17 protein-coding genes are annotated in these 17,925 nt (G+C 75.1%); 4 read left to right on the top strand and 13 right to left on the bottom strand.

Annotated features, from left to right (window positions below; all coding sequences use genetic code 11):
* Window positions 1–10 precede the first annotated feature (10 nt).
* Window positions 11–1,135 carry a histidinol-phosphate transaminase gene (gene hisC / locus HL054_RS14235; RefSeq protein ID WP_369139647.1) on the bottom strand — a complete coding sequence of 375 codons (1,125 nt, stop codon included), beginning with the start codon at window positions 1,133–1,135 and terminating at the stop codon, window positions 11–13.
* Window positions 1,136–1,194: 59 nt separating this feature from the next.
* Between hisC and galE the strand changes: the two genes are divergently transcribed.
* On the top strand, window positions 1,195–2,145 hold the full coding sequence (gene galE / locus HL054_RS14230; RefSeq protein ID WP_369139646.1) for a UDP-glucose 4-epimerase GalE: 951 nt from the start codon (window positions 1,195–1,197) through the stop codon (window positions 2,143–2,145).
* Window positions 2,146–2,221: 76 nt separating this feature from the next.
* On the opposite strand, the gene HL054_RS14225 is transcribed toward galE, so the two are convergent.
* Window positions 2,222–3,556, bottom strand: coding sequence for a hemolysin family protein (locus HL054_RS14225; RefSeq protein ID WP_369139645.1), 1,335 nt, complete (start codon window positions 3,554–3,556; stop codon window positions 2,222–2,224).
* Window positions 3,557–3,760: 204 nt separating this feature from the next.
* Between HL054_RS14225 and HL054_RS14220 the strand changes: the two genes are divergently transcribed.
* A complete protein-coding gene (locus tag HL054_RS14220) occupies window positions 3,761–4,555 on the top strand; it encodes a CAP domain-containing protein (protein WP_369139644.1) in 795 nt (264 codons plus the stop codon).
* A gap of 118 nt (window positions 4,556–4,673) precedes the next feature.
* Here HL054_RS14220 and HL054_RS14215 read toward each other — a convergent pair whose 3' ends face one another.
* From HL054_RS14215 to HL054_RS14205, 3 genes are all read right to left on the bottom strand, one after another.
* The gene (locus tag HL054_RS14215) at window positions 4,674–5,888 is read right to left on the bottom strand and encodes an NADP-dependent isocitrate dehydrogenase (RefSeq protein ID WP_369139643.1); all 1,215 of its coding nucleotides are present in this window, start codon (window positions 5,886–5,888) and stop codon (window positions 4,674–4,676) included.
* 77 nt (window positions 5,889–5,965) lie between these two features.
* Window positions 5,966–6,919 (bottom strand): malate dehydrogenase, encoded by a 954-nt coding sequence (gene mdh / locus HL054_RS14210; protein WP_369139642.1) that lies wholly within the window; start codon window positions 6,917–6,919, stop codon window positions 5,966–5,968.
* Between the two features lie 58 nt (window positions 6,920–6,977).
* Window positions 6,978–7,373, bottom strand: coding sequence for a DUF3017 domain-containing protein (locus HL054_RS14205; RefSeq protein ID WP_369139641.1), 396 nt, complete (start codon window positions 7,371–7,373; stop codon window positions 6,978–6,980).
* Window positions 7,374–7,467: 94 nt separating this feature from the next.
* On the opposite strand from HL054_RS14205, the gene HL054_RS14200 reads away from it, so the two are divergent.
* Window positions 7,468–8,175 (top strand): hypothetical protein, encoded by a 708-nt coding sequence (locus HL054_RS14200; RefSeq protein WP_369139640.1) that lies wholly within the window; start codon window positions 7,468–7,470, stop codon window positions 8,173–8,175.
* A gap of 107 nt (window positions 8,176–8,282) precedes the next feature.
* Here the strand turns inward: HL054_RS14200 and purH are convergent, their stop codons facing one another.
* The 8 genes from purH to HL054_RS14160 form a co-directional block, all read right to left on the bottom strand.
* Window positions 8,283–9,833 carry a bifunctional phosphoribosylaminoimidazolecarboxamide formyltransferase/IMP cyclohydrolase gene (purH, locus tag HL054_RS14195; protein WP_369139639.1) on the bottom strand — a complete coding sequence of 517 codons (1,551 nt, stop codon included), beginning with the start codon at window positions 9,831–9,833 and terminating at the stop codon, window positions 8,283–8,285.
* Entirely contained in the window at window positions 9,830–10,480 is a 651-nt protein-coding gene (purN, locus tag HL054_RS14190) for a phosphoribosylglycinamide formyltransferase (RefSeq protein WP_369139638.1), read from the bottom strand. The genes purH and purN overlap by 4 nt, the downstream gene beginning before the upstream one ends.
* Before the next feature lie 67 nt (window positions 10,481–10,547).
* Window positions 10,548–11,744: a cell division protein PerM gene (locus HL054_RS14185; RefSeq protein WP_369139637.1), complete on the bottom strand. Its 1,197-nt coding sequence runs from the start codon at window positions 11,742–11,744 to the stop codon at window positions 10,548–10,550.
* 90 nt (window positions 11,745–11,834) lie between these two features.
* A complete protein-coding gene (locus tag HL054_RS14180) occupies window positions 11,835–12,557 on the bottom strand; it encodes a hypothetical protein (RefSeq protein WP_369139636.1) in 723 nt (240 codons plus the stop codon).
* 404 nt (window positions 12,558–12,961) lie between these two features.
* Window positions 12,962–13,840: a succinate--CoA ligase subunit alpha gene (gene sucD / locus HL054_RS14175; RefSeq protein ID WP_369139635.1), complete on the bottom strand. Its 879-nt coding sequence runs from the start codon at window positions 13,838–13,840 to the stop codon at window positions 12,962–12,964.
* A gap of 107 nt (window positions 13,841–13,947) precedes the next feature.
* Window positions 13,948–15,108 carry an ADP-forming succinate--CoA ligase subunit beta gene (gene sucC / locus HL054_RS14170; protein ID WP_369139634.1) on the bottom strand — a complete coding sequence of 387 codons (1,161 nt, stop codon included), beginning with the start codon at window positions 15,106–15,108 and terminating at the stop codon, window positions 13,948–13,950.
* A gap of 105 nt (window positions 15,109–15,213) precedes the next feature.
* Window positions 15,214–15,618 carry a cobalamin B12-binding domain-containing protein gene (locus HL054_RS14165; RefSeq protein WP_369139633.1) on the bottom strand — a complete coding sequence of 135 codons (405 nt, stop codon included), beginning with the start codon at window positions 15,616–15,618 and terminating at the stop codon, window positions 15,214–15,216.
* Between the two features lie 32 nt (window positions 15,619–15,650).
* Window positions 15,651–16,592 carry a hypothetical protein gene (locus tag HL054_RS14160; protein ID WP_369139632.1) on the bottom strand — a complete coding sequence of 314 codons (942 nt, stop codon included), beginning with the start codon at window positions 16,590–16,592 and terminating at the stop codon, window positions 15,651–15,653.
* Window positions 16,593–16,884: 292 nt separating this feature from the next.
* On the opposite strand from HL054_RS14160, the gene HL054_RS14155 reads away from it, so the two are divergent.
* Window positions 16,885–17,796 carry an esterase/lipase family protein gene (locus HL054_RS14155; protein WP_369139631.1) on the top strand — a complete coding sequence of 304 codons (912 nt, stop codon included), beginning with the start codon at window positions 16,885–16,887 and terminating at the stop codon, window positions 17,794–17,796.
* Window positions 17,797–17,925 lie beyond the last annotated feature (129 nt).

Below are 17,925 nucleotides of genomic sequence, written 5' to 3'. Positions count from 1 at the left end.
GCGTCCCGGCTCAGGTGCTCGGCCGTCCTGCAGGCTCGCTGGTCAGGACGGCGTCCAGCGCGCCGAGGAAGACGTCGTCCTCCTCGGGTGTGCCGATCGACACCCGCAGCCCCTCGCCGGCGAAGGGCCGGGTGATCACCGCCCGCGCCTCCAGGGCGGCGGCGACCTCGGCGGTGCGCTCCCCCAGCGGCAGCCAGACGAAGTTGGCCTGGCTGTCGGCCACCGGCAGGCCGCGGCGGCGCAGCTCCTCGGTGAGCCGGCCGCGCTCGGCCACCACGGCGGCGCAGCGCTGGCGGACCTCGTCCTCGCTGGCCAGCGCGGCGACCGCCGCGGCCTGCGCCAGGCTGGAGACGCTGAACGGCACCTGGGTGCGGCGGACCGCGTCGGCCACCGCGGGGTCCTCGGCCAGCAGGTAGCCGACCCGCAGGCCGGCCAGGCCCCAGGCCTTGGAGAACGTGCGGAGCACCGCCACGTTGGGCCGCCCCCGCATCAGCTCCACGCCGTCGGGGACGTCGGGGTCGGTGACGAACTCGCGGTAGGCCTCGTCCAGCACGACCAGCACCGTGTCCGGGACCGAGTCCAGGAACCGCTCGAGCCCGGCCCGCCGCACCGCCGTCCCGGTGGGGTTGTTGGGGTTGCAGACGAACACCAGCCGGGTGTCCTCGTCGACGGCCGCGGCCAGCGCGGTGAGGTCGTGGGTGTCCGGCGAGCCGCCGTCGGCGCCCGGGACGAGCGGCACCGGCCGGGTGCCGGCACCGGCGACCTGAGCGAGCAGCGGGTACATCTCGAAGGACCGCCAGGCGAAGGCGATGCTGGAGCCCGGCTCGGTGTAGGCCTGCGCCAGCTGCTGGCAGACGGTGACCGCGCCGCAGCCGACGGCGACCTGCTCCGGGGCCACCCGGTACCGCTCGGCCAGCGCCGCGGTGAGCACGGTGGCACCGTTGTCGGGGTACCGGTTGGTCTCCCCCGCCGTCGTGGCGACGGCCTGCAGCACGGCGGGCAGCGGCGGGAACGCGACCTCGTTGCTGGCCAGCTTCACCGCCCGGTCGACGCCGATCTCCCGGGCCAGGTCGGCGGGGTTGCGGCCGGGCCGGTACGCCGGCATCGCGGCGACGGCGGGGCGTGCGCTGACCACGGTGATCCCTCCTGCGACCGGTCGGCGGGGGCCTGGACCGGCGTAACTAGGCTGGCGACATGCGCGTTCTCGTCACCGGCGGCGCCGGGTACATCGGCAGCGTAGTCACCGCGGCCCTGCTCGAGGCGGGGCACGAGGTCACCGTGCTCGACGACCTGAGCACCGGCCACCGGGACGCCGTCCCGGCCGGGGCGCACTTCGTGCAGGCCTCGCTGCACGACTCGGCCCCGGTGCTCGCGGAGGTCTCCCCCGAGGCGGTGCTGCACTTCGCGGCCAAGAGCCTGGTCGGGGAGAGCCAGCAGTCCCCGGAGCTGTACTGGCAGAACAACGTCGGCGGGTCGCTGGCGCTGCTGGAGGCGATGCGGGCCGCCGACTGCCGCCGGATCGTCTTCTCCTCCACCGCGGCCACCTACGGCGAGCCCGACGAGGTGCCGATCCCGGAGACCGCGCCGACCCGGCCGACCAACACCTACGGGGCCAGCAAGCTCGCCGTCGACGCGATGCTCACCTCCTACGCGGTGGCGCACGGCTTCGCCGCGGTGAGCCTGCGGTACTTCAACGTCGGCGGGGCCGCGTTCGGCCGCGGCGAGCGGCACGCCACCGAGACCCACCTCATCCCGATCGCGCTGCAGGTCGCCGCCGGCACCCGCGAGGCGCTCACCGTCTACGGCGACGACTACCCGACGCCCGACGGCACCTGCATCCGTGACTACGTGCACGTGTCCGACCTGGCCGCCGCGCACCTGCTGGCGCTGCCCGCGCCGGCCGCCGGCGAGCACCGGGTCTACAACCTGGGCAGCGGCACCGGCTTCTCGGTGCAGGAGATGGTCGACGCCGTCCGCACCGTCACCGGGCACCCGCTGCCGGTGGTCGTCGGCGAGCGGCGGGCCGGCGACCCGGCGCGGCTGGTGGCCAGCTCCGCGCGGATCCACGCCGACCTCGGCTGGGCGCCGGTGCACACCGAGCTGGCGACGATCGTCGCCGACGCCTGGGAGTTCACCCGGCGCTGACGGCGCCCTCCGCAGAGATGGCCATGTTCGCCCCCCACTGGGGGCGAACATGGCCATCTTCGGCGTCCGGGGGTCGTCAGGGGGCGCTGGTGCCTGCGGGGGCGTCGGCGTCGGCGTCCGCCGGCTGGGGGGCGGCGCTGACCGAGATCCGGGCGATCCGCCGGCCGTCGAGCTCGAGCACGGTGAGCGTGCGGCCCTCGACGGCGACCGTGTCGCCGACCACCGGCAGCCGGCCGAGGTGGGCCAGCACGTACCCGGCGACCGTCTCGTAGGGCCCCTCGGTCAGGTGCAGGCCGGTCGCCTCGGCGAAGTCGTCGAGGTTCCACAGGCCGTCGACCTCGTGCGGGCCCTCCGCGGGCTCCTCGTTGTCCGGCGTCACGTCGGCGTCGTACTCGTCGTAGATGTCGCCGATGACCTCCTCGATGAGGTCCTCGAGGGTGACGATCCCGTCGGTGCCGCCGTACTCGTCGACCACGATCGCGAAGTGCCGGTTCTCCTTGCGCATCTGGGACAGCGCGGTGAGCACCCCGGCGGTGCCGGGCAGCTGCTTCACCTCGCGCACCAGGTCGCCGACGGTCGCGGCGCGGCCGGCCGGGTGGTTGGGCAGCAGCAGGTCGCGCACGTGCACGAAGCCGACGACGTCGTCCTCGTTGCGGCCGGCGACCGGGTAGCGCGACCAGTTCGAGTCCGCGACCTGCTTGGCCGCGCGGCTGGCGGTCATGCTCGCCTCGAGGAAGTGCACCTCGGTGCGCGGCGTCATCACTTCGCGCACCTCGCGGTCACCGGCCCGGAACACCTCGTCGATGAGCCGGCGCTCGTCGCTGGACAGCGACTCGTGCGCCGCGACCAGGTCCCGCAGCTCCTCCTGGCTGATCGACTCGCCGCTGGCCTTGGGGTCGCCGCCGAGCAGCCGCACCAGCACGTTGGTCGACTGGGACAGGAACCAGATGATCGGCCGGAACGCCTTGGCGATGGCGTTGAGCGGCGCGGCAACGACCAGCGAGAAGCCCTCGGCCCGCTGCAGGGCCAGCCGCTTGGGCGTCAGCTCGCCGACGACCAGCGACAGGTAGCTGATCGCGATGGTGACGGCGACGAAGGCCAGCGGGTCGGCGAGGTTGCGGGACAGGCCGAGGCCGTCGACGCCCCAGTCGGCCAGCGGCCCGGACAGCGTGCTGGCGCCGAACGCGGCCGAGAAGAAGCCGGCGAGGGTGACGCCGACCTGGACGGCGGCGAGGAACTGGTTGGGGTCGCGCAGCAGCTTGTCCAGCGCCTGCCCGCGGCGGCCGGTCTCGGCCAGCGCGCGGACCTGGGACTCCCGGAGGGACACCAGTGCGATCTCGGCGCCGGAGAAGGCGCCGCCGATCAGCACGAAGGCGACCACCATGACGATGTTGAGCCATACGTCGCTCACGAGCGGCGTGCGCCTCCCAGCTATGGTGCTCCGACGGGACCGTCCCGTGGCGGACAACGGTAGTGGCTGCGGCAGGGCGCAGACCTCGGTGGACCAACCGCAGCCACCCGGCCGGGTGTTCCGCCGCCGGCGCCGCGGTGACCGAACGCACCCGGGCACCCTCGCCGGGCGACCACCGCCGTCCCGCGGGGGGAGGATGACGGGGTGTCCCCCCGCCCCGCCCGGTCGCCCGCACCCGGGCGCCGGTCCTGGGCTCCGCTGGCGCTCTCCGGCACGGTCGCCGCGGTCGCGCTGACCGCCGCGCTCGGTGGGGCCGGGCTGCCTGGCTCGCCCGACCCCGCGTCCGGGCAGGCCGGCGCCGCGTCGACGTCGTCCGGCCCGCTCGCGGCGGTGCCCGCCCCGTCGGTCGTCGTCCCGCCGCCGGTCGTCCCGCCGGTCGTCGTCCCGCCGCCCGTCCCGTCGCCGGTGACCCCGTCGAGCAGCGCGCCGGCCACGACCCCGCCCCCCGCTCCCCCGGCGGCACCGGAGGCCCCGGTCACCGCCCCTGCTCCCGCCCCGGCTCCGCCGGCGTCCCCGGCACCCGCTCCCCCGCCGGCGGCTCCCGCCCTGCCGCCCGCCCCCGGTCCCGGTCCCGAGGGGCAGGTGCTCGCCCTGGTCAACGTCGAGCGGACGGCGGCCGGGTGCGGTCCGCTGGCCGCCGACGCCGCGCTGGCCGCGGTCGCCCGGGCGCACAGCGCCGACATGCGCGACCGCGGCTTCTTCGCGCACACCGACCCGGGCGGCGTGGACCCCTTCGCCCGGGCGCGGGCGGCGGGCATCGGCTACGCGCGGGCGGAGAACATCGCCGCCGGGCAGCCGGACGCCTCGGCGGTGATGGCGGCGTGGATGGCCAGCCCGGGCCACCGGCAGAACGTGCTCGACTGCTCGCTGGGCCGGCTCGGGGTCGGGGTGGCCGAGGGCGCCGGCGGCCCGTGGTGGACCCAGCTCTTCGGCAGCTGACACCCGCGCCGGACGCGCGACGGCCCCCTCGACCAGTGGGTCGAGGGGGCCGCCGGGCCAGGCCCCGTCCAGAGGCTCACCGCGAGCGTGCGAGGGGTGAGGAGGACGGGGTCCTTGATCAGGCCATGGCCTTCTTCAGGTTGCCGTCGATGGCCGCCAGGAAGTCCTGGGTGGTCAGCCACGGGCTGTCCTTGGAGATCAGCAGCGCCAGGTCCTTGGTCATCTGGCCGCTCTCGACGGTGTCGATGCAGACCTTCTCCAGGGTCTCGGCGAACCGGGTGACCTCGGGGGTGCCGTCCAGCTTGCCGCGGTGGGCCAGGCCCCGGGTCCAGGCGAAGATCGACGCGATGGGGTTGGTCGAGGTCTCCTTGCCCTGCTGGTGCTGCCGGTAGTGCCGGGTCACCGTGCCGTGGGCGGCCTCGGCCTCGACCGTGCGGCCGTCCGGGGTGGACAGCACCGAGGTCATCAGGCCGAGCGAGCCGAAGCCCTGGGCCACGGTGTCGGACTGCACGTCACCGTCGTAGTTCTTGCAGGCCCAGACGTAGCCGCCCTCCCACTTGAGCGAGGCGGCGACCATGTCGTCGATGAGCCGGTGCTCGTAGGTGATGCCGGCCTCCTTGAACTTCCCGGCGAACTCGGCCTGGTAGACCTCCTCGAAGATGTCCTTGAACCGGCCGTCGTAGGCCTTGAGGATCGTGTTCTTCGTGGACAGGTACACCGGGTAGCCGCGGTCCAGGCCGTAGTTCAGCGAGGCACGGGCGAAGTCGTAGATCGAGGCGTCGAGGTTGTACATCGACAGCGAGACGCCGGCACCGGGGGCCTGGAAGACCTCGTGCTCGATCGGCTGCGAGCCGTCCTCCGGGGTGAAGGTGACCGTCAGCCGGCCCGCGGACGGGAAGGTGAAGTCGGTGGCCCGGTACTGGTCGCCGTAGGCGTGCCGGCCGACGATGATCGGCTTGGTCCAGCCCGGCACCAGCCGCGGCACGTTCTGCATGATGATCGGCTCGCGGAAGATGACGCCGCCGAGGATGTTGCGGATCGTGCCGTTGGGCGAGCGGTACATGCGCTTGAGGCCGAACTCCTCGACCCGCGCCTCGTCCGGGGTGATCGTGGCGCACTTGACGCCCACGCCGTGCTGCTTGATCGCGTTGGCCGCGTCGACCGTGACCTGGTCGTCGGTGGCGTCGCGGTGCTCGATGCCGAGGTCGTAGTACTCGAGGTCGACGTCGAGGTACGGGAGGATCAGCTGGTCCTTGATGAACTGCCAGATGATCCGGGTCATCTCGTCGCCGTCGAGCTCGACGACCTTGCCCTCGACCTTGATCTTGCTCACAGACTTCTTCTCCTTGTGCTCTCGTGGCCCTGCTGCGGGGTCCCCGTGCGAGCGGTGGGGGGCAGGAGGGTCCTTCTTCAGAGGTCGGCCACGTCGGCCTGCTTGGCGCGCACGGCTTCCGCCGCCTCGCGCAGGCCCGCCAGCTCACTGTCGGACAGGTCGCCCTCGACGACCTTCCGCACACCTGCACGGCCGATCTCGGCCTCCACGCCCAGGTAGACCCCGGAGATGCCGTACTCGCCGTCGACCCAGGCGCAGACGGGCATCACCGCGCCGGAGTCCTCGATCACCGCACGCGCCATCCGGGCCGCCGCCGCCGACGGGGCGTAGTAGGCCGACCCGGTCTTCAGCAGGGCCACGACCTCGGCGCCGCCGTTGCGGGTGCGCTGCACCAGATTCTCGATCCGGTCGGCGGGCAGCACGTCGACCAGCGGCCGGCCGTCGACGGTGCAGCGGGACGGCACCGGCACCATCGTGTCGCCGTGCGAGCCGAGGGTCAGGGTGCGCACCGACGCGACCGGGACGCCGAGCTCGGAGGCGACGTTGTCGGTGAACCGGGCGGTGTCGAGCATCCCGGCCTGGCCCATCACCCGGGCCTTCGGGAAGCCGGTGGCCAGCTGGGCCAGCGCCGTCATCTCGTCCAGCGGGTTGGACACCACGATGACGACGGCGTCCGGGGAGGTCTGCGCGACGTTCTCGGCGACCTGGCGGACGATGCCGGCGTTGGTCTCGATCAGGTCCATCCGGCTCATGCCGGGCTTGCGGGGCAGGCCCGCGGTGATGACGACGACGTCGGAGTCCTCGGTGCCGGCGTAGGAGCCGCCCCCGACCCCGACCACCCGGGTCTCGAAGCCCTCGATCGGCCGCGACTGGTTGATGTCCAGCGCGAGGCCCTCGGGCCTGCCCTCGACGATGTCGGTCAGCACGACGGTGTCGAACACGTCGTACTCCGCCAGCCGCAGCGCGGTGGTCGAGCCGTAGAAACCGGCGCCGACGACGGTCACCTTGCCGTTCCGGGCCCGCTCTGCCATGCCCCTGAACCTAGCCCCGCGCGCCGTCGTCCGGCCATCGGGGGCCCGGCACCGCTGGTCAGTCGGGTGGGATGGCCAGCACGACGAGGGCCAGGGCGAGCCCGGAGCCGAGGCTGAGGGCGACGTCGACCGGCCGGCTGCGGACGGCGAGGAAGCCGATCCGGCGCACCGGCAGGAGCACCCGGAACGCCCCCGCGACGAGCATCCCCAGCGCGACCAGGAGCAGGCCGCTGCGCCACCGCTCGACCGCGACGAGCAGCAGACCGACGCCGACGGTGACGATCACCACCAGCAGCGGCCACTGCCGCAGGAAGCCGGCGAGCAGGGGACGGCGCAGGTACAGCGGCGGGCGCTGGGACGGCAGCGGGCGCGACGGCTGCGACGGGCGGGCCGGTCCGGTCGCACCGTCGGCGCGGCCCGCGCCCAGCTCGCCGTCCGGAGTCCTCGCCGCCACGCGGTGCAGTCTGCCCGACGACCGCCCCGGCCCTAGGCTCGACGGACCGAGAGACGCACGGACCGCCGGTGTCCGTGCGCGGAGGAGGCCCCCGATGAGCGAGCCCGACCGCCGGTCCGACCCCCCGCACGGCAGCACCGCGTACCCCGCCGGCCCGCTGACCGACCAGCCGACCGAGGTGGTGCACACCGGCGCACCGGACCCCCGGCAGGACACGGTGGTCGGACCGACCCTCTACCCGTCGCCCCGGCCGCCGGACGACGGCGGGCGGCCCGGGCCCTGGGACGACGGGCCGGGCGACCGGCAGGTCGACGACGGGACCGCGACCCGGCCGGAGTACCGGGACGCGCCGGTGGTCGTGCGCCGGGCCGACACGCTGGCCGGGCTGCTGCTGCTGCTCGCCGGGATCGCCGCCGGGGTGAGCCTGCTGGTGGTCTGGGTCAACGGCGGGGACACCGGGCTGGACCTGGTGCGGGGTGGGGTCGACGACCTGGGCGAGCCGCAGCGGCTGCTCGACCGCGACAGCTGGCAGCCGCTGGCGGTGGTGTTCGGCGGCGCGGCGCTCTTCCTGCTCGGGCTGCTGCTCTTCGTGCCCGCCCGCGCGCACCGGTTCCTCGGCGCGCTGGCCCTGCTGGTGACCCTGGTGGTCGCCGCGGGCGTGCTGGTGCCGCTCGCAGATGCGGACTGGGACCTGCAGGACTGGGCGGTCGGCGGGTGGTTCACCGCCGCGGTGGCCGGCCTGGGGTTCCTCGGCGCGCTCAAGGCCCTGATGACGCACCCGAGGCCCGGCCGCCGCTGCTGACGGCGGCCTTCCGACCGGTCGAACCGGCAGGACGGGAACGCCACGGAGGACCCCGCTGCCCCCACGCCTCGCGAGCTCGCGAGGGGTGGGGGCAGCGGGGTCCTCCGTCAGTGCGCGAAGTGCCGGGTGCCGGTCAGGTACAGCGTCACCCCGGCGGCCTCCGCGGCAGCGACGACCTCCTCGTCGCGCAGCGAGCCGCCGGGCTGGACGACGGCCTTGACCCCGGCGTCGAGAAGCACCTGCAGGCCGTCGGCGAAGGGGAAGAACGCGTCGGAGGCCGCGACCGAACCGGCCGCCCGCTCCCCTGCCCGGGAGACCGCGAGCCGGGCAGAGTCGACCCGGTTGACCTGGCCCATGCCGACGCCGACGGTGGCCTTGTCGCTGGCCAGCAGGATCGCGTTGCTCTTCACCGCGCGCACCGCCCGCCAGGCGAAGACCAGGTCGTCCAGGCCGGCGGCGTCCACCGGCTGACCGGTGGCCAGCGTCCAGCTGGTCGGGTCGTCGCCGGGGGCGTCGATCCGGTCGGCGGTCTGCAGCAGCAGCCCGCCGCTCACCGGCCGCAGCTCGATCGACAGCCGCGGGGCCTCGGGCATCTGCAGCAGCCGGATGTTCTTCTTCTGGGTCAGCACCCCCAGCGCGTCCTCGGTGAACGACGGTGCCACGACGACCTCGGTGAACACCTCGGAGACCTGCTCGGCGAGGGTGAGGTCGACCTCGCGGTTGGCCGCGATCACGCCGCCGAAGGCCGACACCGGGTCGCAGGCGTGCGCCTTGCGGTGCGCGGCGGCGATGTCGGCGCCCACCGCGATCCCGCACGGGTTGGCGTGCTTGATGATCGCCACGCAGGGGTCGTCGTGATCGTGCGCGGCCCGCCAGGCGGCGTCGGTGTCGATGTAGTTGTTGTAGGACATCGGCTTGCCGTGCAGCTGCTCGGCGTCGGCGAGCCCGGGCTGACCGCTGCGGTACAGCGCGGCGCCCTGGTGCGGGTTCTCCCCGTAGCGCAGCACGTCGGCGCGCTCCCAGCTGCCGCCGACCCACGCCGGGAAGCCGCTCTCGTCGTCCGGGGCCAGCACGTTGCCCATCCAGGAGGCGACGGCCACGTCGTAGGCGGCGGTGTGCCGGAACGCCTCGGCGGCCAGCCCCTGCCGCTGGGCCAGCGAGAACCCGCCGGCGGTGACGGCCTCGACGACCTCGGCGTACCGGCCCGGGTCGACGACGACCGCGACCGAGGGGTGGTTCTTGGCAGCCGCCCGCACCATCGCCGGGCCGCCGATGTCGATCTGCTCGATGCACTCGTCGGGCGAGGCGCCCGAGGCGACCGTGTCGCTGAACGGGTACAGGTTGACCACGACCAGGTCGAACGGCGCGATGCCGAGCCCCTCGAGCTGGCGCAGGTGGTCGGGCTTGCGCCGGTCGGCCAGGATGCCGGCGTGCACCGCCGGGTGCAGGGTCTTCACCCGGCCGTCGAGCGCCTCGGGGAAGCCGGTGACCTGCTCCACCGGGGTCACCGGCAGTCCGGCGGCGGCGATCCGGGCGGCGGTGGCGCCGGTGCTGACCAGCTCGACGCCGGCCGCGGCCAGCCCGCGGGCCAGCTCTTCGACACCGGTCTTGTCGTACACGCCGAGCAGCGCGCGGCGGACGGGGATGCGGTCGGTCATCGGGGGCTCTCCTCGGGAGGGACGACGGTCGGGGGCGGTCCGGCGGCCACCAGGCCGGCCAGGGTGGCGACCAGGAGCTCGCGCTCCACGGTCTTGATCCGCTCGTGCAGGGTCGCCTCGTCGTCGCCGGGCAGCACGGGCACCGGCTGCTGAGCGAGCACCGGGCCGGTGTCGACGCCGGCGTCGACGAGGTGGACGGTGGCGCCGGTGGTGCCCACCCCGGCGGCCAGCGCGTCGCGGACGGCGTGCGCCCCGGGGAAGGCGGGCAGCAGTGCCGGGTGGGTGTTGAGCACCCGCGCGGGGAAGGCGCCGAGGACGGCGGGACCGAGCAGCTTCATGAACCCCGCGGACACCACCCAGTCCGGACGGCGGGCGGTGAGCTCGGCGGCGAGCGCCCGGTCCCAGCCGGCGCGGTCGGGGTGGTCGGCCAGCGCCGTCACGAAGGTCGGCACGCCGAGCCCGCCCGCGGTGGCCAGGCCCGCGGCGTCCCGGCGGTCCGAGCCGACGGCGACGACCTCGAACGGGGCGTCCGGCGCGGCGGCCGCCGCGAGCAGTGCGGCGCAGAGCGAGCCGGTGCCGGACAGCAGGACGACGACCCGCGCCCGGGCGGGGCGGGCCCCGGGGACGGCGGGCGCGTCGACGGGCACGTCCAGGAACCCTAGCCGCGCCCACCCGGCGGCTCGCCGCGCGCCCTCCCGCCGGCTCGCCGCCGCCTCAGCCGCGGTTGCGCCAGCGGGTGACCGCGGCCACCGGGGCGGCGACCAGGCCGGCCTGCGCGGCGACGGCCAGCCCGGTCGCCAGCGCCGGGGCGCCGATCTCCGCGAGCCCGCCGTCACCCAGCCGGCCGCCGGCGACCCAGACCAGGGCGCCGGACAGCACGCCCACCCCGACGCCGCCGACCAGCCCCCACAGGGCCGCGGTCAGCGCACCGCCGTCGGCGTCGCCGAGCCGGCGGCCGACCACCAGGCCGGCGACGAGCCCGGCCAGCGCCGGCAGCGCCTGGGAGAGGAAGGCCAGCAGCGGCACCGCCTGGGTGTCGGGCAGCGCCGCCATCAGCGGGAGGGCGGGGACGCTGCCCAGCGTCACCCCGCCGACCGACACCAGGGTGCCGGCGCCGACCAGGAACCCCGGGCCGGCGGCCAGGCCTACCACGGCGGCCGCCGCGTTGGGCAGCAGCAGCACGCTCAGTCCGACCTGTCCCGCCGCGCCGGCGCTCGCGCCGCCGAGGCCGGTGACCAGCCGGCCGACGCCGTCGACGTCGTCGGCGAGGGCGACCGCGACCACCGCGGTGCAGCAGGCGGCCAGCGCGAGGGTGCCGGCGACGGCGGCGCGGACCAGCACCCGGCCGGGGCCGGGGAAGCGGTCGGCGACCTCGGCGCTGAGCCCGGAGTCGCGCAGCGCCCCCAGCCCGCCGGCGACGAGGGCGAGCACCAGCGCGCCGAGCATCGTGCGGAGCCACCCGACGTCGGCGCCCGGCGTGCGGACGAGCAGGGCCAGGGCGGCGGTGAGCGCGGTGTGCACCGCGACGACGACGGCGAGCACCCGGCCGACCGGCCCGGGGTCCCCGAGCTCCCGGACCGCCACCACCGAGCCGGCCGCCCGGCTCAGCCCCCAGGCGATGCCCGCGGTGAGCAGCAGCGGCGCCAGCCGGAGCGGACCGGAGGGCAGCACCAGCTCCCCGCCCTGGCCGAGCAGCCAGAGCTGACCGGCCAGCCGGGCCGAGGAGCCGACCGGCAGCCCGCCGTCCGGGTCGAGGGTCTGGACGACGACGAGCGCCAGTCCGAGGCCGAGCAGGCCGGTGAGCGTGACGGCCAGCGTGGTGGCCACCGCGAGCACGGGGGCGGCCGGTCCGCGCCGCTCCGTCGACCGTCCCGGCCCGAGGGACGGCAGGCGGGCCAGCAGGGAGGTCACCCCGCCACTCTCCCAAGCGCCGATCGCCAGTGCGCGGCGCACGCGCCGGGCCGGCTCAGGTCACGCCCCGAGCCGCCCGCGGCGGTGCGGTCAGACCGGCGGGGGCCCACCCGGCGTGGGCGGCTGATGACCGTACGGAGGCTGGGCCGGACCGGGGTGCTGCCCCTGACCGGGAGGCGGAGCCCAGCCGGGCGCAGCCTGCCCGGAGGCAGCCTGCCCCGGCCCGGGCTCCGACGCCGCGGCGCTCGCGCTGCCCGCGGACCGGCCGAGCGGCCGGTCGGCCCACCGCGCCACGCCGGCGAGCCCGCCGGGCAGCGTGCCGCCGGGCCGGAGGTCGGGCAGCACGCGGAGCACCGCGACGGCGAGCAGCGCCGCCGAGGTGAGGAAGGTGAGCAGCCCCGCGAACGTGAAGCCCGCCTCGAAGGTGCTGAGCCACTCGACCAGCGTCAGCACGAAGGCCAGCGCGACGAGGCCGGCGGTGAGGTACCACCGCGGGAACGGCACGGCGACGTCGGCGACGGCCGGCAGCAGCGCCCAGGCCGAGGCCAGCAGCAGCAGCACGAAGGCCAGCGTGAGGGCGCCGGAGTCGAAGCCGTTCACCGAGACGCCGGGGATGCTGTAGCCGGACCCGAGGTCGAAGCCGTCGATGCTGAACCACGGGATCACCATGAAGACCAGGTACAGCAACGTGCCGGCGGCGATGGCCACGTCGGCCAGCCGCAGCGCACCCCGGTCCACCCCGCGCGACCCCGGTGCGCCGGTCGGCGGCTGCCCCGGTCCGGTCGGCGTCCCCTCGGTACCGCTGGCTGTCATCGCGACACTCCTCCTCAGTTGATCACTGGGGGGCAGTGTCGGGGTACGCAGCGTCATGCACCAGTCCCCCGAACGTGGCGCAGCGTCCGATTCCGTCCGGCTCCGGGGACGGCACTGCCCGGCCCCCGCGAGGAGGGACCGGGCAGCGGGCTGCCTGCTCAGGCGCCGAGTTGGATGGGCGCCCTCCGGCCCCGTTCCGCTCCTCGGTCGCTGGCGCTCCCTGCGATGCTCGCGGAGCCGTCAGGCGCCGAGTTGGATGGGCGCCTTCCGGCCCCGTTCCGCTCCTCGGTCGCTGGCGCTCCCTGCGATGCTCGCGGAGCCGTCAGGCGCCGAGTTGGATGGGCGCCTTCCGGCCCCGTTCCGCTCCTCGGTCGCTGGCGCTCCCTGCGATGCTCGCGGAGCCGTCAGGCGCCGACGATCTCCCGCATGAGGCGCGCGGCCTCCGACGGGGTCTTGCCCACGCGCACGCCGGCGGCCTCGAGGGCCTCCTGCTTGGCGGCGGCGGTCCCGGCCGAGCCGGAGACGATCGCGCCGGCGTGGCCCATGGTCTTGCCCTCCGGTGCGGTGAAGCCGGCGACGTAGCCGACGACCGGCTTGGTGACGTTGGCCTTGATGAAGTCGGCGGCCCGCTCCTCGGCGTCGCCACCGATCTCGCCGATCATCACGATCGCCTCGGTCTCCGGGTCCTCCTGGAAGGCCTGGAGGCAGTCGATGTGCGTCGTCCCGATGACCGGGTCACCGCCGATGCCGACCGCGGTGGAGAAGCCGATGTCCCGCAGCTCGAACATCATCTGGTAGGTCAGCGTGCCGGACTTGCTGACCAGCCCGATCTTGCCGGCCTGGGTGATGTTGGCCGGGATGATGCCCGCGTTGGACCGCCCGGGGCTGATCAGCCCGGGGCAGTTGGGGCCGATGATCCGGGTCGAGCCGCCCTGGGCGTGCGCCCAGAAGAAGGTCGAGTCGTGCACCGGGATGCCCTCGGTGATGACCACGGCCATCCCGATCTGCGCGTCGACGGCCTCCAGGACGGCGTCCTTGGCGAACTTCGGCGGCACGAAGACGACGCTGACGTCGGCCCCGGTCTCCTTCATGGCGTCGGCGACGGAGCCGAAGACGGGCACCGAGGCGCCGTCGAAGTCCACGCTCTGGCCGGCCTTGCTGGGGTTCACGCCACCGACGACGGCGGTGCCCGAGGCGAGCATGCGCTGGGTGTGCTTGCGCCCCTCGGACCCGGTCATGCCCTGGACGATGACCTTGCTGTTCTCACTGAGGAAGATCGACATGTTGCTCAGTCCGTTCTTGGCTGGCCGCTGGAACGGCCCCCTTCAGGGGCCCGCGCCGAGCTTGCGAGGTGTGGGGGGAAGGGGGTCCTTCGTCTGTTCGCTAGGGCTTAGGCGGCGAGCTCGGCGGCGCGGCGCGCGGCGCCGTCCATGGTGTCCACCACGGTCACCAGGGGGTGGGCGGCCTCGGCGAGGATCCGCCGGCCCTCCTCGACGTTGTTGCCGTCCAGCCGGACGACCAGCGGCTTGGTGGCCTCGTCGCCGAGCTGTCCCAGCGCCGCGACGATGCCGTTGGCGACCTCGTCGCAGGCGGTGATCCCGCCGAAGACGTTGACGAAGACGCTCTTCACGGCCGGGTCGGACAGGATGATGCCCAGGCCGTTGGCCATGACCTCGGCCGAGGCGCCGCCACCGATGTCGAGGAAGTTGGCCGGGCGGACCCCACCGAACTCCTCACCGGCGTAGGCCACGACGTCCAGGGTGCTCATGACCAGGCCGGCACCGTTGCCGATGATCCCGACCTCGCCCTCGAGCTTGACGTAGTTGAGGTCCTTCTCCTTGGCCGCGGCCTCCAGCGGGTCCGCCGACGCGGCGTCCTCGAGGGCGGCGTGGTCCGGGTGCCGGAAGCCGGCGTTCTCGTCCAGCGTGATCTTGGCGTCCAGCGCCAGGACGGTGCCGTCGGGGGCCTTGGCCAGCGGGTTGACCTCGACCAGGGTGGCGTCCTCCTTCGCGAAGACGTCCCACAGCTGCACGGCGATGGCGATCACCTGGTCGCGCACCTCGGCGGGGAAGCCGGCGGCGTCGACGATCTCGGCGGCCTTGACGCTGTCCACGCCGATGCTGGCGTCGACGGGGATGCGGGCCAGCGCCTCGGGGCGCTCGACGGCGAGCTGCTCGATCTCCACGCCGCCCTCGACCGAGGCCATCGCCAGGAACGTGCGGTTGGACCGGTCGAGCAGGTAGGAGAAGTAGTACTCCTCGGCGATGTCGCTGGCCTGGGCCACCATCACGCGGTGGGTGACGTGCCCCTTGATGTCCAGCCCGAGGATGTCCTGGGCGCGAGCCCGGGCGGTCTCGGGGTCGTCGGCGAGCTTCACGCCGCCGGCCTTGCCGCGGCCGCCCACCTTCACCTGCGCCTTCACGACGACGGGCGCAGCGATCTCCCGCGCGATCGCCTCGGCCTGCTCAGGTGTCTCGGCGACGCCGCCGGGGAGCACGGGAACGCCGTGCGAGGCCAACAGGTCACGGGCCTGGTACTCGAAGAGATCCACGAACAGGCACCGTAGCTCTCCGGTGACCCGACCGCCGCACGCGCCTCGGGCAGGGTGGGTCGTATCACACGTCTCTTCCGCTCACCGGCCGCCGGGGCGCCCAGCTCAGACCGGGGTGCCGACGTGCTCGCGCACCCAGCTGACGATCTCCTCGGTGGTGGCGCCGGGGGTGAACACCCGGGCGACGCCCAGCCGGGCCAGCTCGGGCAGGTCGTCGTCCGGGATGATCCCGCCGCCGAAGACCACGACGTCGTCGACCTCGCGCTCCCGCAGCAGCTCGGCCAGCCGGGTGAAGAGCGTCATGTGCGCGCCGGACAGCACCGAGAGGCCGACGGCGTCGGCGTCCTCCTGCACGACGGTCTCCACGATCTGCTCCGGCGTCTGGTGCAGGCCGGTGTAGACGACCTCCATGCCGGCGTCCCGCAGCGCGCGGGCGACCACCTTCGCACCGCGGTCGTGCCCGTCGAGACCGGGCTTGGCGATCACCACCCGGATGCGTTCGGCTGCCACGCCGCCGACCCTAGGCCCGGACGTGGCGCCGGTCACCCCTGGACGGTGCGCACCCCGCGGGCCCGCCACCGCCAGGCGAGCACGGTGAGCCCGGCGAAGGCCAGGGCGACCACCAGCAGGCCGGCCCCGGGCACCGTCCACTCGACGTCGGAGCTCCGGGCGGCGTCCCGCAGCCCGGTGAGCGCGGCGGCCAGCAGGAAGACGGTGACGCCCAGCAGCCCGCCCACCGCGCCGAGCCGGGGCCGCAGCGAGGGGGCGATGACCGCGCAGAGCAGCAGCGCCCCGGCGAGCAGCAGCCCGCCCAGCAGGGCCAGCCCCGGGCGCTCGAGCAGCGCCTGCGGGCCCTCCTGGGCGACCACCGTCTCCAGACCGGTGACCGGGTCGGTGACGATGCGGTCGGGCACGTCGGCGGCCGGCAGCGCCAGGCAGAGCACCGCGCCGACCCCCAGGACGGCGGCGGCGCCGGCCAGCACCGGCCGCAGCGGGTCGAGGGCCCCGCCGTCGTCCATCACCGTGCGGCCCCACGCCACCAGCGCGACGACGCCGGCCAGCACGGTGGCCGCCAGCGAGACGACGCCGAGCACCCAGCCCGCGCCGATGTCCACGGAACTGGTGAGGACCCGCTCCCCGGCGAGCACCTCCACCGCGGGGCGGGCGGTCGACCCGTGGCCCTGGTACAGCTCGATGAGCAGCCGGCCGACCGCGAGCGAGCCGGCCACGGCGGCGTAGCCGAGCCCCAGCCGCGGCACCCGGCCCAGCAGCAGACCGGCGCCCACGGCGGTCGTGGCGAGCGGGGCGACCAGCGCGACCAGGGCGTCGAGGACGCCGCGGACCGGGGACACCCCGGTGCCGCCCACGACCAGGTAGGTGGGGAACACCGCGGCCACCGCGACCAGCCCGGCGAGGACGAGCAGGGCACCGGTGACCCGCGCCGGCGGCGGGACGGGGCCGACGACCAGCACCTCGGCGGGCACCTCCCCCGCGCCCGGGACGCTGCGGCGCCCCGCGCCGGCCGGCTGCGCGGGGCGACCCCGGGAGCCGGACGTCGCGCCTCCTCCGCCCCTGGTCCGGCGGGCGGGAGCACGGTCACGGGCGGGCACGGTCGCCTCCTCCTGGGGTGGTCCTGGTCGGTCGTGGGCCGGGGGCGTGTCGTGTGTCCAGTGTGTGACGTCCAGCACACCGGGGCATTACCGTCCGCACACCGAGCACAGAGGTGTCGGACCCCGCCGCCCGGTGTGGGCGGCGACGGACGGGGAGGGGACCGGCATGAGCACCACCGGCCTGCCCTCCGCACCAGCGTGGCACGCCCCGGCGGCGGAGCCCGGGAGCGACGTCCCGGCGCCGGTCCGTGCCACCGTGCGCGGACTGCGGGCCCTGGTCTCCCCCGCCGCGCTCACCGGCAGCCTCACCGAGCTGGCCTGGGTCGGTGCGCACGCCCTCCTGTACCCGCTGGGCACCCGCACCGAGCGACTGCGGCTCGACGGCCGCTACCGGCCCGGCGCCCAGCCGCCCGTCGTCCGGGCGCTGTTCGCCGACGACCCGCTCGCCGCGCACATCCCGGTGGTGCTGGTGCACGGCATGGTGGACAACCGGTCGATCTTCACCGTGATGCGCCGGGCGCTGCGCCGGCGCGGCTTCGCGCAGGTCTGCACCTGGAACTACAGCCCCTTCCAGCGCGACGTGCAGAGCGCCGCGGAGGCGCTGGGCCGGCACGTCGAGCGGGTCTGCCGGGAGACCGGGCACGACCGGGTGCACGTCGTCGGCCACAGCATGGGCGGACTGGTCGCCCGCTACCTGGTGCAGCGGCTGGGCGGTGACGACCGGGTCGAGTCGCTGGTCACGCTGGGCACCCCGCACGGCGGGAGCCGCTGGGCGCACGTGCTGCCCACCCCCCTGGTCCGGCAGCTGCGGCCCGGCTCGGCGCTGATCCGGGAGCTGGCCCAGCCGGCGCCCGGTTGCCGCACCTCGGTCACCGCCGTCTACAGCGACCTCGACCAGATGGTCGTGCCGTCGGCCGCCGGCCGGTGCGAGCACCCCGATCTCCGGGCCCGCAACGTGCTCGTCCGCGGCGTCGGCCACATGTCGCTGCCGATCCACCGCGCCGTCGTCGACGAGGTCGCGGCGACCCTCGCCGGTCACCGCGGCCGGCTCGAGCCGGCTCCCGTCGCGGCGGCCTGAGCACCACTCCAGACCCCACCCGTCACCCCTCTCCCAGCGGGTGTCGCTACACAGCGCTCATGTCTGCGACACGCGCTGTCAGGTGATTGAACCGCTCCCGGGCCGTGGTTAGCGTCCGGAACGACACCG

It is taken from the genome of Modestobacter versicolor, assembly GCF_041028285.1.
GTDB classification, from domain to species: Bacteria; Actinomycetota; Actinomycetes; order Mycobacteriales; family Geodermatophilaceae; genus Modestobacter; species Modestobacter versicolor_A.
Note: the sequence above shows the minus strand (reverse complement) of the source record. Positions and strands in the feature narration are given on the sequence as shown.

Excerpts from the sequence above, each read along its gene's own strand:
- galE (WP_369139646.1), top strand. The coding sequence starts at position 1,195 with ATGCGCGTTCTCGTCACCGGCGGCGCCGGGTACATCGGCAGCGTAGTC.
- purH (WP_369139639.1), bottom strand. The coding sequence starts at position 9,833 with ATGACCGACCGCATCCCCGTCCGCCGCGCGCTGCTCGGCGTGTACGAC.
- mdh (WP_369139642.1), bottom strand. The coding sequence starts at position 6,919 with ATGGCAGAGCGGGCCCGGAACGGCAAGGTGACCGTCGTCGGCGCCGGT.
- HL054_RS14200 (WP_369139640.1), top strand. The coding sequence starts at position 7,468 with ATGAGCGAGCCCGACCGCCGGTCCGACCCCCCGCACGGCAGCACCGCG.
- HL054_RS14155 (WP_369139631.1), top strand. The coding sequence starts at position 16,885 with ATGAGCACCACCGGCCTGCCCTCCGCACCAGCGTGGCACGCCCCGGCG.
- HL054_RS14180 (WP_369139636.1), bottom strand. The coding sequence starts at position 12,557 with ATGACAGCCAGCGGTACCGAGGGGACGCCGACCGGACCGGGGCAGCCG.
- sucD (WP_369139635.1), bottom strand. The coding sequence starts at position 13,840 with ATGTCGATCTTCCTCAGTGAGAACAGCAAGGTCATCGTCCAGGGCATG.